The sequence below is a fragment of the Sandarakinorhabdus sp. AAP62 genome, from assembly GCF_000331225.1.
Lineage (GTDB): Bacteria > Pseudomonadota > Alphaproteobacteria > Sphingomonadales > Sphingomonadaceae > Sandarakinorhabdus.
Genome location: NZ_ANFY01000003.1, coordinates 116,456 through 129,513, shown reverse-complemented (window position 1 = coordinate 129,513; position 13,058 = coordinate 116,456). Strand labels below are relative to the sequence as shown.

The window sequence follows — 13,058 nt, the reverse complement described above, 5'->3', positions numbered from 1 at the left end:
TCGCGTTCAGTCCGCAAGTTTCCGAAAGCGAGCGACGAAGAAGCCATCAATGCCGCCTTCCACCTGGCCGGGCAGGGTGCGTACCCAGCCATCGGCAGCGGGCTTGAGCCCGGCCGGCAGTTCATCGGCGGCGATCGCCTCACGCGGCAGGCCGGCGATCACGCGTTCGGCGATGCGCTCGCCCTCCTGCGGGAACAGGCTGCAAGTGGCGTAGACCAGCCGCCCGCCCGGCTTCAACCATCCGGCGGCCCGCCGCAACAAGGCCGCCTGCAGCAGCGTGACCGGCGCCAGATCGGTGGTGCCCTTCAGATGCAGCACATCGGGATGGCGGCGGAAGATGCCGGTGGCCGAACAGGGCGCATCGATCAGGATATGATCGAACAGCGCCTCGGGCTGCCAGCGCAGGGCATCGGCGGCGACCAGATCGGCGGTGAGCCCGGTGCGGGCCAGATTCTCACGCACGCGCTCCAACCGGTGATCCGACACATCGAGGGCCGTCACCTTGCAGCCGCGCGCTGCCAGTTGCAGCGTCTTGCCGCCCGGTGCGGCGCACAGATCGAGCACATGGTCACCCGCCTTGGCCGGCAGCAGCCGCGCCGGCAGGCTGGCGGCGAGATCCTGCACCCACCAGGCGCCTTCGGCAAAACCGGGCCATTCGGTGATGCTGCCTTTGCGCGCGGTGCGGACATGGCCGGGGGCGAGGCTGATCCCGTCCAGCGCCTGCGCCCAATGATCGGTTTGCGACGGGTCTTTCAGTGTCAGATCGGTCGCCGGCTCTTCGGCCAGGGCGGCGCTGGCGGCTTCGGCCACGGCCACGCCCCAATCGCGCGCCCAGAAAACATCGAACGGGGCGGGCAGACGCGGACTTGCCGGCAGCGTCGCCGGGCGGCGGATGAGACTGCCCAAGACGCCATGCACCAGCCGGCGCGGCCCGCCTTCCACCAGCGGCAGTGCGGTCGCCACCACGGCGTGCGGCGGCGTGTCCAGCTTCAGCCAGCCTGCCAGCGCGACCCGCAGGGCGTGGCGGGCGCGGGCATCACCGGGCAGCGGGCGCGGCGTGGCGCTGTCGATCAGGGCGTCCAGTTCCGGCAACCAGCGCAGCACGGTCAGTGCCAGCAGCCGTGCCAGCCCGCGATCCTGTGGCAGCGGCAGTTCGTCGGCATGGCTGGTCGCGGCATCGAACGGCGCGCCGCGATCGAGCACGGCCTGCACGATCTTCAGCGCGGCGCGGCGGGCGGCGACGCCGGTATCATCGCGGTTGGTGGTGGGGCGGCCAGAGCGCTCCGGCTTTCGGGGATTGTTCATCGCCCGCCCCTTGCCGCAAACGCGGGCGCTTTCCCACCTATTTCCGTCTTCCGAGGAAATTGCCGATCACCTTGAAGTACGACACCGGGAACAGCCGCACCATCCAGTCGATGAACCTTGCATCCGATCCGATCAGCACGCGATGCTGCCGGCGGGCCATGCCGGTGATGATGGTTTCGGCGGCCTGTTCGGGTGTGGTCGGCGCATTCTTCTCGAACTCGGCAGCGAAATCGGTGTTGGGGTCTTGGCCGGGCAGCAGCGCGATGCGCTTTGAATTCCTGGCCACGTTGGTCTTGATGCCGCCGGGGTGGACACGGATCACGCAGACATTGGGATCGGTCAGCGCCATCTCCATCGCCATCGCTTCGGTCAGTCCGCGCACGGCATATTTGCTGGCGTTGTAGGCGCTTTGGGTGGGGTAACCCATCATGCCGAACACGCTGGAAATATTGACGATCCAGCCCACGCCATCCCTGGCTGCGGCCGCGCGGACATGCGGCAGCGCGGCGCGGCAGCCCTCCACCACGCCGGTGAAATTCACGGCCATCACCCGGTCGAAATCCTCGCGCGGGCAATCGGCAAAGGGCGCCACCACCGTCAGGCCGGCGTTGTTGACGATGCCGTCGAGCCGGCCGAACTCTGTTGCTGCACCGTTTACCCAAGCGTTGAGCGCCGCCGTATCGGTCACATCCAGCGTGGTGATGCTTGCCGGCCGGTTGCCGAGCAGGCGTTTGGTTTCCGCCAGCCCATCTGCATCCTTGTCGGCCAGCGCCAGCATAGCGCCGCGCCCCGCCAGGTTCAGCGCCAGTGCCCGCCCAATGCCGCTGCCGGCGCCCGTGATGGCGATTACCTTGTTGTCGAACATACGGCTCCCCCGGCTTCACTTCGCCCCATTGCTAACAGGCGGGCGGCAGTGGCAACACTGGTTTATGGACAAGGACAAGCCCTCGACACCTGACCCGCGCGACAAGGCCCCGGAAGCGCCGCCGCCGCCGCCCACCGACAAGGAAGTGGGCGGTCGCAAGGGCCCCGACCCGGTGCGCTATGGCGACTGGGAAAAGGGCGGCATCGCGGTCGATTTCTGATGGGAGAGGTGCATCACGCCCGTTGCCTGTGCGGCGCAGTGCACATCCGTGTCGATGGCCCGCTGCCGCCGGGCGACGCCTGCCACTGCAGCCAGTGCCGCCGTCAGAGCGGACATTATTGGGCCTCAACCGATGTCCCGCGCGACGCGGTGACGATCAGCGGCGAAGAAGCGCTGACCTGGTATCAATCTTCGGAGAAGGTCCGGCGCGGCTTCTGCCACAGCTGTGGCAGCTTCCTGCTGTGGGATGGGCCAGGCCGCAGCAAGCTTGCCATAGCGCTGGGCGCGTTCGACACGCCGACCGACACACACATCGGAAAACACATCTTCGTTGGCAGCAAAGGTGATTATTACGAGATCGCCGACGGCCTGCCGCAGAATTTGTAAGTAGGCCTATTCCGCCTTAAGTGGCCGTGCGAGCAGCGCGCCGATGGTTTCCCTGACCGGCGCACCGGCCAGCAGGGCGGCCACGCCAACGCAGATCGGCATTTCGACGTTGGCGGCGTGGGCAGCTTCTACCAACACAGGCGCGGTGGCGGCCCCTTCGGCCACTGCCGGGCCGGCAAGCAGTTCGGCGATGGCGCGGCCTCGGCCAAGGCCGACGCCAAGCCGGAAATTGCGGCTGTTTTCCGATGAGCAGGTGAGCACGAGATCGCCCAGGCCACTGAGGCCGGCCAATGTTTCGGCGCGGGCGCCGCGGGCGATGCCAAAGCGGGTCATTTCCGCAAAGCCGCGCGCAATCAGCGCCGCGCGGGCGTTGAGGCCAAGCCCGGCCCCTTCGACCACGCCGCAGGCGATGGCCAGCACGTTCTTCACCGCGCCGCCAATCTCGGCCCCCACCACATCGTCGGACTGGTAGAGCCGGAATGTTGGCCGGGCCATGGCGGCGACCAGCCGTTCGCCGAGCGCCGTGTCGAAACAGGCGAGCGTGATGGCGCAGGGCAGACCGCGCGCGACTTCGGCGGCAAAACTGGGGCCGGAGAGGATGGCGATCGGGTTGGGCACGAGGCTGCGTGCCACCTCCACCATGAGTTCATGGCTGCCGGCTTCAATGCCTTTGGCGCACAACACCAGCGGCGTGGTGGAGGGAATGGCGGCGCTGGCCAGCACCGCACGCAGATGCTGGGCGGGGACGACGAGAAGGATGATGTCGCAGCCGGCCATGTCTGCCAGGTTGGTCGTCGCGGTGATGCCTGCCGGCAGCATGATGCCGGGCAGGAAGACTGGATTCTCGCGGGACATGTTGATCGCGGAGACGACATCGGCTTCGCGCGCCCACAGCGTAACCGGGCCATTGCCGGCAAGCGTGCTGGCCAATGCCGTGCCCCAGGCACCGGCACCGATGACGCCGAAGGTCGTCATGCCTTGCTCCACGCGCGGTGCGTGCCTCGACAAGCTCGGCATGAGCGGGTTTGGGTATTGGGGCGGGAGTGCATCACGCCTTCACCCCGGCGCCGCGCACGGCCTCGGCGGCGGGATCGAGTGGCCAGCGTGGGCGGGCGGGGGCGTGGAGATCGTCGATGTCGCCGGCCTGAAACCGTTCCAGCCCGGCCCAGGCGATCATGGCGCCATTGTCGGTGCACAGCCACATCGGCGGTGCGACAAAGGGCAGGCCCTGTGCCGCGGCCAGATCGGCCAATGCGCTGCGAATGGCCTGATTGGCGGCGACGCCCCCCGCCACCACCAGCGCGGTGGCTTCAGGGAACGCCGCGATGGCCCGCCCAGTGCGGTCGGTAAGGCAATCGCAGGCGGCCTGCTGGAAGCTGGCGGCGAGATCGGCGATGTCCTGAGCGGTCGGCTCCGCAAGGGCGGCGCGGGCGCGCAGCACGGCGGATTTGAGGCCGGCGAAGGAGAAATGCGGCTCGTCGCTGCCCACCAGGGGGCGTGGCAGCGGGAAACGCGGCGTGCCACTCCTGGCCGCCCGTTCCAGCGCCGGGCCGCCCGGAAAGCCCAGGCCCAGCACCTTGGCCGACTTGTCGAAGGCTTCGCCCACCGCATCGTCGATGGTGGTGGCCAGCCGGCGATAGCGCCCAACGCCTTCGACGCCGAGCAGCTGGCAATGGCCGCCGGACACCAGCAGCAGCAGATAGGGGAACTGCAACGAGGCATCAGCAAGGCGCGGGCTGAGCGCATGGCCTTCGAGATGGTTGACCGCGATCAGCGGCTTGCCCGCGGCAAAGGCCAGCGCTTTCGCCGTGACCAGGCCGATCATCACGCCGCCGATCAGGCCCGGCCCGGCGGTGCCGGCGATGGCGTCGACGTCTGCCAACGAAACGCCAGCTTCGGCCAACACGGTTTCCACCATCGGCGCCAGCCGATCGGCATGGGCGCGGGCGGCGAGTTCCGGCACCACCCCGCCGAAGCGTTCGTGCGCTTCGTTCTGGCTGGCGATGCGTTGGGCCAGGATCGTGCGATCGCCGCGCACCAGCGCCACCGCGGTTTCATCGCAGCTGGATTCGATGCCAAGAACGATCGGATTGTTCACGCGGTTGACCTAGGGCCAGTCTTGCCAATCCGCAACCGTCGCGCCATGGCAGGCGCATGAGCTTCAAGATCGGCACCCGCGGTTCCCCGCTTGCACTGGCGCAGGCCAACATGACGGCTGATGCGCTGAGAGCCGCGCATGGCTGGGGCGACGCCGATGTGGAAATCATCGTCATCCACACCACCGGCGACAAGGTGCAGGATCGCGCGCTCGCCGAAATCGGCGGCAAGGCGCTGTGGACCAAGGAGTTGGACGCCGCCCTGATGGATGGCCGCATCGATATCGGCGTGCATTCGATGAAGGACGTTGAAACGCTGCTGAAGGACGGCATATCGCTCGCCGCCATGCTGCCGCGCGCCGATGTGCGCGAACGGTTGATTGGCGCCACAAGCATTGCCGCGCTGCCGCAGGGCGCGAAGGTGGGCACCTCGTCTCCGCGCCGCGCGGCCCAGTTGAAGGCAAAGCGGCCGGATCTCGTCACCGAAATTCTGCGCGGCAATGTGGCGACGCGGCTTTCCAGGGTGGAAACGGGTGTGATCGATGCCACGCTGCTGGCGGCGGCTGGTCTTGACCGGTTGGGCCAGACGGTGGGCAGCCTGATCGAACTGGACGAAATGCTCCCCGCCAGCGCCCAGGGTGCGGTGGGCATCACCGCCCGCGACGGCGATGAAGCAACGCTGGTGCTGCTGGAGCCGATCAACCACCTCCCCACCTTCCAGTGCGTCACCCTCGAGCGCGCCTTTCTCGCCGCGCTTGGCGGCACCTGCCATTCGCCGGTGGCGGCGCTGGCGCGGCTGGAAGGCGAAGGCGTCAGCTTCCGCGGCCAGATCCTCGCCGAGGATGGCAGCGAAGTGCAGGAAGGCGGCTTCAACGCATCGTTGCAGGAAGCGCACGAGCGGGTGGCGGAACTGGCCGCCGAATTGCTGGGCCGCGCCAGCCCGGCCGTGCGCGGACTGTTCACCGCTTAGGGTCCAAACTCAATCAGGAGAGGGGTCGGCATGGGCTGGAGAGGCGATATGGCTAGGCGCAGGAGCGGTGGCGGGGCTTTGCCCCCCGGCAAGCGACCGCAACGACGCCATATCGCCTCTCCAGCCCACCCTGCGGGCGATGTCAGGAAGGCCGATGGCGCGCTCGCTCGATTGCCAGATAGCGCCGCTATCTGGCTGCACTCGCTCACTCCCATCGGCGTTCCTGACATCGTGACGACCCCTCTCCTGATTGAGTTTGGACCCTGATGCGCATCCTGGTCGTCCGCCCGCAGCCGGGTGCGGACGCGACCGCCGTGCGGCTGGCGGCGCTGGGCCATGAACCGGTTGTCCATCCCCTGCTCGCCACGCAAGCCGTCGCATGGGAACGACCGATCGCGCGGCCCGATGCCATCATCCTTTCGAGCGCCGCCGCCGTGCGCCATGCCGGCCGCGAGGCCGTTCCGTTGCAAGCGCTGCCGGCCCACGCGGTGGGGGCAGCGACCGCCACGGCCGCGCGGGCGGCTGGCTGGCAGGACGTGACAGCCGGGCCGGGCACCATGCAGGCACTGCTGGATCGCCTTGCCGCAGGCCATTATCTGCATCTGGCCGGGGCCGATGTGACGGCGGCGACCGTACCGAGCGGCGTCGATCTTACCCGTGTCGTCGTATACGAAACGCCGCTGCAGCCGTTACCGACCCTGCCCGATGTGGCCGCCGTGCTGCTGCATTCGCCGCGCACGGCCGCGCAGTTTGCGGCCGAATGGGATCGGCTGGGCGGGCAGCGCGCGGCGCTGACCCTGCTGGCCATCAGCCCGGCCACGCTGGAAGCGGCGGGCCGCGGCTGGCAAAGCGCCCGGGCCGCGCCGGAACCGACCGAAGCAGCCCTGCTGGCGATGCTGCCCAAAGCCTTGTAGGAAGGGCCCATGAATGAGCCTTTCGACCGCAACGACATCGGCGAATCGAGCCTGGCCGCCACCGAGCGGCTGCGCGCCCGGCTTATGACACCTGCCCGCCCGCAGCCGCCGCGGCGCAGCAACGGCCTGGCCTGGGCGCTGGTGCTGGCGACGCTGGCCTTTGCCGGTGGCCTGATTGCCAACCCCTGGTTCGAACAGAAAGTGCGCGGCCGCCTGCCCTTCGTGCAGGCCGAACCGACGCCCGATACGGCGGCATTGGAACAGCGTCTGGCCGCGCTGGAGCAGCGCAAGCTGCCCGCGCCGGCGGTCGCTGCCGAACGGCTGGCCCGCACCGAAGCCCGCGTGGAAAGCAGCACCGACCAGATCCAGCGTGACGCCGAGCGGATCGACGAGCTGAACCGCCAATTGGCCCAGCTTGGCGCGCGCGTGGCGGCCGAGGAAGCCCGTGATGCGGCCGTAGTCGCCACCGCACAGGGCGCGGCCGACCGTGCCGAAGCCATGTTGACCGTGCTGCTGCTGCGGCGCGCCGTGGCCGATGGCCGCGCCTATGATGCGCTGCTGCCGGCGACCCGTCGCCTGTTTCGGGAACAACATGCCGATGAAGTGACGGTGCTGGAGGCGCTGTCGGCAGCACCGGTCACACGGGCGCGGCTGGCGCGCGATCTGGCTGGCCTGTCCGACGCCGGGCCCGGCGCGGCGCGCCCCAATTGGTGGGAGGCGCTGACCCGCCGCGTGGAAACCGCCTTTGCCGCACGCGAGGGCGCTGGGCCGGTGGCGCAGGCCCAGGCCGCCATGGCGCGCGGCGATGTCACGGCGGCGGCCGCTGCCTTGCGCCGTTCAAGGGCGCTGCGCGGCAACGGCACGGTGCGCGGCTGGCTGGCGGCAGCCGATCGGCTGGCTGCCGGCGAGGCCGCGCTGGTGGCACTGGAAGCTTCGGCCGCGACACCGCTGCCTGCACCTGCCGTCACCCCAGCACCTGCTCGCTGACAGCCTCGGGGAGCGCGGCCATCACCGACACCGCCACTCCCGTTACCGCCTCCCTGCGCGCTACCAGAGCCTGGGCGCTGGCGCAGGCAGTCCGCGACCCTTACGTCATCCTCATCACCATCTATATCTTCATGCCGTGGTTCGTGCGCGCCGTGGTCGGCGATCCGGTGCAGGGCCAGGCGCTGGTGGCGCAAAGCGGCAAATGGGGCGGCTGGGCGGTAATGGTGACCATGCCGCTGCTCGGCGCGATGGTCGATCGGCTGGGGCCGCGCAAGCCGTTGCTGGCGCTGGTGATGCTGACCATGGTGGCCATCACCACCAGCCTGTGGTGGGTGATGCCGGCGGGGGCAGGTGACGGGCTGGGCATCGCGTGGGTGGTGTTTGCCGGCGCAGCCATGTCGTGGCTGTTTGCCGCGCATGAAACGCTGCACAATGCGCTGCTGGTGCCGGCGGCTGGCCATGGCGGTGTGGCGCGGGCCAGCGGGCTGGGGCTGGCCGGCGGCAATGCGATGAGCGTGGGCTTGCTGCTGCTGGTGCTGCTGGCCTTTGCCTTGCCGGGCACGGTGGATTGGCCGTGGTTGCCGACAGCGCCGCTGCTGGGGCTTGATCAGGCCCTGGGCGAACCGGCGCGCATCACCGGGCCGATCGTGGGCGCGCTGATGCTGGTGGGCAGTATCCCGCTGTTTCGCGCCGTGCCCGATGCGCCGCGCACCTCTGCCTCGCTGGCCGCAGCCTTCGTGGGCGGTGCCAGGGATCTGGGCCGGCTCTTCCGCGATGTGCGCGGCAGTGCCAATCCCCTGCTCTTCCTGCTGGCGCGGATGCTCTTCACCGATGGGCTGACGGCGATCCTGCTGTTTGGCGGTGTCTATGCCGCCGGCACCATGAACTGGGGCACCTTGCCGATGCTGGGCTATGGCATCGTGCTCAGCTGTGCCGCGGTGATGGGCGGGCTGCTGGCGCCGCGCCTGGATGGCTGGCTGGGGCCGCGCCATGCCCTGATGCTGGAACTGTTGCTGCTCATCCTGGTGCAGACACTGGTGCTCGGCATGGCGCCAGACCGTATCCTGTTCCAGCCCGCATCCCCCGTGCCGCTGTGGGATGGGCCGATGTTCACCACCCTGCCCGAACTGCTGTTCCTGGGGCTGGGCTGCGGCCTCGCCGTCACTGTCACAGCTGCCTATGCCTCGTCGCGCACCCTGCTCACCCGGCTGGTGCCGCCTGATCGGCTGGGCGCCTATTTCGGCCTTTATGCGCTGTCGGGCGCTGCCACCATGTGGCTGGGGCCGATGTTGGTGGAAATCGCCACGCGCGAAGGTGGCACGCAGGCGGCGGGCTTCATTCCGGTGATCGGCCTGCTGGCTGTGGGCCTGCTGCTGCTGTTGCTGGTGAAGGGCGGCGGCCGCCGTTAACCTTCGATCTTCTCGCGGGCGTAGGTGCCCCACATCTGGCCGCGCAGGATGTAACCGGATTTGCCGTCCTTGCTCACCCGGCACCAGATATCTTCACACAAGGTGATGTTCACCACCGCGCCCGGTGCGATCCGCCAGGCGATGCGACTCTTCATGTCGGGCGCGACATAGAGCAGGCGCTGCTGATCGCGCACGATGCCGGTGCGCCGCCCGGTGAGCAGCGCCTTGTTCATCCAGCCAATGGTGCCATCCGGATCGCGCACCTGTCGCCAGATCTCATATTCCTTGAGGATTTCCATCGGCAGGCCAACGCGCTTGTATTCCCACAGGATGGGGAAGCGTTCGCCCGGGCCGGAGCGCATCATGGCGCTGCCGCCCTTGATCGAAACAAAGCGCGGCTTCGGCAAATCGGTGGTGCCGTCGGCAAATTCGGCAGCCCCGGCGGGCACGGCCAGAGCAGCAACCAGCAGCAGGGGCAGGCGCATCAGCAGTTTCTTCATGGGCCTTCCTCTTGACCGCTTGGCCGTTGCCGCGCAAGCCTTGCCGCGTTCAATCGTTGCTGATTTCGGACCCGAGCCATGCCCAACAAGCCCCGCCCCAAGGTCATCGTCACCCGCCGCCTGCCGCAGGCGGTGGAAACCCGGATGGCCGAACTCTTTGATGTCGAGCTGAACCTGACCGACACGGCGCTGACACACGACCTGCTGTGCGACGCCGCCCGCCGTTGCGACGTGCTGGTGCCGACCGTGACCGATCATGTCGATGCCGCGGTGTTTGCGGCCGCAGCCGAAGCGGGACGGCTGAAATTGTGCGCCAATTTCGGTGTGGGGGTCGATCATATCGATCTGCATGCCGCCCACGCCGCCAAGGTGACAGTGACCAACACGCCCGGCGTGCTGACCGACGACACCGCCGACATGGTGATGGCGCTGATCCTGGCGGTGCCGCGCCGGCTGGGCGCCGGTGAAAAACTGGTGCGCGCCGGCGAATGGGCCGGCTGGTCGCCCACCGGCATGCTGGGCCACCGCATCACCGGCAAGCGGCTGGGCATCATCGGCATGGGCCGCATCGGCAGCGCCGTCGCCCGCCGCGCCCGCGCCTTTGGCCTGACCGTACATTACCACAACCGCCACCGCCTGCCCGCCAGCGTGGAAGCGGAAATGGAAGCAACCTGGTGGGCCGATCTGGATGCCATGCTGGCGCGGGTGGACATCATCACCATCAACTGCCCGCACACGCCTGATACCCACCACCTGATCGACGCCCACCGCTTCGGCCTGATGCAGAAGAGCGCCTATCTGATCAACGCGGCGCGCGGCGAGATCGTGGACGAAAACGCGCTGTGCGAAGCGCTGGCCGCCGGCCAGATCGCCGGTGCCGGTCTGGACGTGTTCGAGCATGAACCGGCCATCGATGCCCGCCTGCTGGCGATGACCAACGTGGTACTGCTGCCGCACATGGGCAGCGCCACCTTTGAAGGCCGCCAGGCGATGGGCGAGAAGGTGATCGCCAATATCCGCGTGTGGGTGGATGGGCACCGGCCGCCGGATATTGTTTTGGAGGGATGGGCATGAGGAGGCTTCAGCTATCGCGCAGCGATAGCTGAAGCCTCGCCGCATGCCGGCCGGGCTGGCTGACGGGCCTTCGCCCGGCAGAACAGCTTCGACGGCGTGGCTCTGCCACGCACTTTCTCTTCTGTCTTTCTTCACTCCCCACGGACTCGGCGGCTTTGCCGCCGGCCGTGCCCCTCCCCCGACCCCTCCCCTGAAGAGGAGGGGAGCAAGCGCCCTATCCCGGTCTAGGCTGCCTATAACCAAGGGAGCCACCACCATGAAAGCCATCCGTCTCCGCCACCCCGCCGGCATCGACAATCTGCGCCATGAAGACATGGCCGAGCCCGGCAACCCCGGCCCCGGCCAAATCAAGGTGCGCATCCGGGCGTCGAGCCTGAACTACCATGATTATATCGTCGTCGTCGGCGGCATCCCGACGCCGGACGGCCGCATCCCGATGAGCGACGGTGCCGGCGAGGTGCTGGCGGTGGGCGAGGGTGTCAGCGAATTTCGTCCGGGTGATATGGTCGTCTCCACCTTCTTCCCGACCTGGCTCGATGGCAAACCCAACATGGCCGGCTTTGCCGGCGTGCCGGGCGATGGCGCCGATGGCTATGCCTTGGAAGAGGTCGTTGCGCCCGCCACCAGCTTCACCCACGCGCCGTTCGGCTACAGCCACGCCGAAGCCGCCACCCTCACCTGCGCCGGCCTCACCGCCTGGCGCGCCCTGGTGCCGGAAGGCAATCTGAAGGCCGGCGATGTCGTGCTGGTACAGGGCACTGGCGGCGTTTCCATCTTTGCGCTGCAGTTTGCCAAGGCCATGGGCGCCACCGTGATCGCCACCAGCAGCAGCGATGAAAAGCTCGGCCGGCTGGCGGCAATGGGCGCCGATCATCTGATCAACTACAAATCGACGCCCAATTGGGGCGCGGAAGCCATGAAGCTCACCCAGGGCCGCGGCGTCGATCATGTCGTCGAGATCGGTGGCGCCGGCACCATGCCTGAATCGATCACCGCCTGCGCCGTCGGCGGCCACATCAGCCTGATCGGCGTGCTGGCCGGCTTTGCCGGGCCCGTCCCCACCGTGCAGCTGATGGCCAAGCAGATCCGCCTCATCGGCATCACCGTCGGCACCCGCCGCCAGCAACAGGACATGATCCGGGCGATCAACCAGAACGGCCTCCGCCCGCTGATCGATTCGCACTTCCCACTGGCTGAGCTGGGCGCAGCCTTCCGTCACCAGGAGAGCGGCAAGCATTTCGGCAAGATCTGCGTGGATATTTGAGGAAGACGCCTCCGGCAGGCAGGGCCTGAGGCCCTGCACCCACTTTTGTTTTGGGGCGGCCCTTGTTCATCAGGTGATCTCGTCATGCTGGCGCAGGCCAGCATCCACCCTGCCGCAACGGGCAAGAGCATAGGTTCATGCACGACAATGGATGCTGGCCTGCGCCAGCATGACACGGCCTTATTGCGGCAGGACCAAACCAAAACAAACGGGTGCAGGGTCTGCGACCCTGCCCGCCGGAGGCATTCTGCCTTCTCCTCTGCAACATCCAGCGCTCGCGGCGCGAACTGGCCAGCAGAAGGAGTAGCACCCATGCGTCTTGCCCTGCTTGCCCTCGCCGCCAGTCTTGCCGCTCCGGCACTCGCCGCCGATGCCGCGCATCCCACCGTGATCGAATTGTTCCAGAGCCAGGGCTGTTCGTCCTGCCCGCCTGCCAACGCCAATGTGATGGCGCTGGCGGATCGGCCCGATCTGCTCGTACTCAGCTTTGGCGTGACCTATTGGGATCAGCTCGGCTGGAAGGACCGGTTCGCCAAGCCGGAATTCACCCGCCGCCAATATGATTATCGCGATGGACTGCGCCACGACAATGTGTGGACGCCGCAGACCATCATCAACGGCCGCGTGGACGTGACCGGCGTGCGCGCCGCCGAACTGGCGCAGGCGGTGAAGGCCGGAGATCGCGGCACGGGCGGCCCGGCCGTTTCCGCCACCACTTCGCGCATCGAGGTCGCGGCCGGCAAAGGTGTCGGCGATGTCTGGCTGGTGCGCTATAACCCCAATATCGTGCAGGTGCCGATCAAGGCCGGCGAAAACGGCGGCCGCACCCTGCCGCACCGCAATGTGGTGACCGGTCTGGTGCGCCTTGGGGCGTGGTCCGGCAGCGCAGCCGGCTTTGCCCGGCCAGCGCCCGTGGCCGGGCTGTCAGAGGCGGTTCTGGTGCAGCGGCCGGGCGGTGGTCCGGTGCTGGCGGCGCTGAAGTTGAAGTGAAGAATGCCTCCGGCGGGCAGGGCCTGAGACCCTGCACCCGTTTGTTTTCGATTGGTTCTTTCCAATGAAACCATGTCA

At 68.1% G+C, this 13,058-nt stretch carries 14 protein-coding genes; 9 read left to right on the top strand and 5 right to left on the bottom strand.

Going from position 1 to position 13,058, the window contains the following annotated elements; genetic code table 11:
* Window positions 1–6: 6 nt before the first annotated feature.
* Both D619_RS0100835 and D619_RS0100830 read right to left on the bottom strand, forming a co-directional pair.
* Complete coding sequence (locus tag D619_RS0100835) at window positions 7–1,305, bottom strand: methyltransferase domain-containing protein (RefSeq protein WP_017666659.1); 1,299 nt, start codon at window positions 1,303–1,305, stop codon at window positions 7–9.
* 37 nt (window positions 1,306–1,342) lie between these two features.
* Complete coding sequence (locus D619_RS0100830) at window positions 1,343–2,170, bottom strand: SDR family oxidoreductase (RefSeq protein ID WP_017666658.1); 828 nt, start codon at window positions 2,168–2,170, stop codon at window positions 1,343–1,345.
* A gap of 64 nt (window positions 2,171–2,234) precedes the next feature.
* Here D619_RS0100830 and D619_RS17505 point away from each other — a divergent pair, with 64 nt between their 5' ends.
* A complete protein-coding gene (locus tag D619_RS17505; RefSeq protein WP_017666657.1) occupies window positions 2,235–2,390 on the top strand; it encodes a DUF1674 domain-containing protein in 156 nt (51 codons plus the stop codon).
* Window positions 2,390–2,776 carry a GFA family protein gene (locus tag D619_RS0100820; RefSeq protein ID WP_017666656.1) on the top strand — a complete coding sequence of 129 codons (387 nt, stop codon included), beginning with the start codon at window positions 2,390–2,392 and terminating at the stop codon, window positions 2,774–2,776. The genes D619_RS17505 and D619_RS0100820 overlap by 1 nt, the downstream gene beginning before the upstream one ends.
* A 6-nt stretch (window positions 2,777–2,782) precedes the next feature.
* Here the strand turns inward: D619_RS0100820 and D619_RS0100815 are convergent, their stop codons facing one another.
* Entirely contained in the window at window positions 2,783–3,751 is a 969-nt protein-coding gene (locus D619_RS0100815) for an NAD(P)H-dependent glycerol-3-phosphate dehydrogenase (protein ID WP_017666655.1), read from the bottom strand.
* Window positions 3,752–3,824: 73 nt separating this feature from the next.
* Window positions 3,825–4,874 carry a tRNA (adenosine(37)-N6)-threonylcarbamoyltransferase complex transferase subunit TsaD gene (gene tsaD, locus D619_RS0100810; protein ID WP_017666654.1) on the bottom strand — a complete coding sequence of 350 codons (1,050 nt, stop codon included), beginning with the start codon at window positions 4,872–4,874 and terminating at the stop codon, window positions 3,825–3,827.
* A gap of 56 nt (window positions 4,875–4,930) precedes the next feature.
* On the opposite strand from tsaD, the gene hemC reads away from it, so the two are divergent.
* The 4 genes from hemC (at window position 4,931) to D619_RS0100790 (ending at window position 9,152) form a co-directional block, all read left to right on the top strand.
* Window positions 4,931–5,842, top strand: a complete 912-nt coding sequence (hemC, locus tag D619_RS0100805; protein ID WP_017666653.1) for a hydroxymethylbilane synthase — start codon at window positions 4,931–4,933, stop codon at window positions 5,840–5,842.
* Between the two features lie 266 nt (window positions 5,843–6,108).
* Window positions 6,109–6,756 (top strand): uroporphyrinogen-III synthase, encoded by a 648-nt coding sequence (locus D619_RS0100800; protein WP_017666652.1) that lies wholly within the window; start codon window positions 6,109–6,111, stop codon window positions 6,754–6,756.
* A gap of 9 nt (window positions 6,757–6,765) precedes the next feature.
* Window positions 6,766–7,743 carry a hypothetical protein gene (locus D619_RS0100795; protein ID WP_017666651.1) on the top strand — a complete coding sequence of 326 codons (978 nt, stop codon included), beginning with the start codon at window positions 6,766–6,768 and terminating at the stop codon, window positions 7,741–7,743.
* A gap of 131 nt (window positions 7,744–7,874) precedes the next feature.
* A complete protein-coding gene (locus D619_RS0100790; RefSeq protein WP_017666650.1) occupies window positions 7,875–9,152 on the top strand; it encodes an MFS transporter in 1,278 nt (425 codons plus the stop codon).
* Here the strand turns inward: D619_RS0100790 and D619_RS0100785 are convergent.
* Window positions 9,149–9,652, bottom strand: coding sequence for an SH3 domain-containing protein (locus D619_RS0100785; RefSeq protein WP_017666649.1), 504 nt, complete (start codon window positions 9,650–9,652; stop codon window positions 9,149–9,151). The two genes, D619_RS0100790 and D619_RS0100785, sit on opposite strands and share 4 nt — an antisense overlap.
* Window positions 9,653–9,730: 78 nt before the next feature.
* Between D619_RS0100785 and D619_RS0100780 the strand changes: the two genes are divergently transcribed.
* From D619_RS0100780 to D619_RS0100770, 3 genes are all read left to right on the top strand, one after another.
* Window positions 9,731–10,726, top strand: a complete 996-nt coding sequence (locus D619_RS0100780; RefSeq protein WP_017666648.1) for a D-glycerate dehydrogenase — start codon at window positions 9,731–9,733, stop codon at window positions 10,724–10,726.
* A gap of 256 nt (window positions 10,727–10,982) precedes the next feature.
* Window positions 10,983–11,990, top strand: coding sequence for an NAD(P)-dependent alcohol dehydrogenase (locus D619_RS0100775; protein WP_017666647.1), 1,008 nt, complete (start codon window positions 10,983–10,985; stop codon window positions 11,988–11,990).
* Between the two features lie 312 nt (window positions 11,991–12,302).
* Window positions 12,303–12,980, top strand: a complete 678-nt coding sequence (locus tag D619_RS0100770) for a DUF1223 domain-containing protein (RefSeq protein WP_017666646.1) — start codon at window positions 12,303–12,305, stop codon at window positions 12,978–12,980.
* Window positions 12,981–13,058: the final 78 nt, after the last annotated feature.

What these genes read in the sequence shown, in the direction of transcription:
- D619_RS0100835 (WP_017666659.1), bottom strand. Translation starts at nt 1,305, where the DNA reads ATGAACAATCCCCGAAAGCCGGAGCGCTCTGGCCGCCCCACCACCAAC.
- D619_RS0100790 (WP_017666650.1), top strand. Translation starts at nt 7,875, where the DNA reads ATGCCGTGGTTCGTGCGCGCCGTGGTCGGCGATCCGGTGCAGGGCCAG.
- D619_RS0100775 (WP_017666647.1), top strand. Translation starts at nt 10,983, where the DNA reads ATGAAAGCCATCCGTCTCCGCCACCCCGCCGGCATCGACAATCTGCGC.
- D619_RS0100820 (WP_017666656.1), top strand. Translation starts at nt 2,390, where the DNA reads ATGGGAGAGGTGCATCACGCCCGTTGCCTGTGCGGCGCAGTGCACATC.
- D619_RS0100800 (WP_017666652.1), top strand. Translation starts at nt 6,109, where the DNA reads ATGCGCATCCTGGTCGTCCGCCCGCAGCCGGGTGCGGACGCGACCGCC.
- D619_RS0100795 (WP_017666651.1), top strand. Translation starts at nt 6,766, where the DNA reads ATGAATGAGCCTTTCGACCGCAACGACATCGGCGAATCGAGCCTGGCC.
- D619_RS17505 (WP_017666657.1), top strand. Translation starts at nt 2,235, where the DNA reads ATGGACAAGGACAAGCCCTCGACACCTGACCCGCGCGACAAGGCCCCG.
- D619_RS0100770 (WP_017666646.1), top strand. Translation starts at nt 12,303, where the DNA reads ATGCGTCTTGCCCTGCTTGCCCTCGCCGCCAGTCTTGCCGCTCCGGCA.
- D619_RS0100815 (WP_017666655.1), bottom strand. Translation starts at nt 3,751, where the DNA reads ATGACGACCTTCGGCGTCATCGGTGCCGGTGCCTGGGGCACGGCATTG.
- D619_RS0100785 (WP_017666649.1), bottom strand. Translation starts at nt 9,652, where the DNA reads ATGAAGAAACTGCTGATGCGCCTGCCCCTGCTGCTGGTTGCTGCTCTG.
- D619_RS0100830 (WP_017666658.1), bottom strand. Translation starts at nt 2,170, where the DNA reads ATGTTCGACAACAAGGTAATCGCCATCACGGGCGCCGGCAGCGGCATT.
- D619_RS0100780 (WP_017666648.1), top strand. Translation starts at nt 9,731, where the DNA reads ATGCCCAACAAGCCCCGCCCCAAGGTCATCGTCACCCGCCGCCTGCCG.
- hemC (WP_017666653.1), top strand. Translation starts at nt 4,931, where the DNA reads ATGAGCTTCAAGATCGGCACCCGCGGTTCCCCGCTTGCACTGGCGCAG.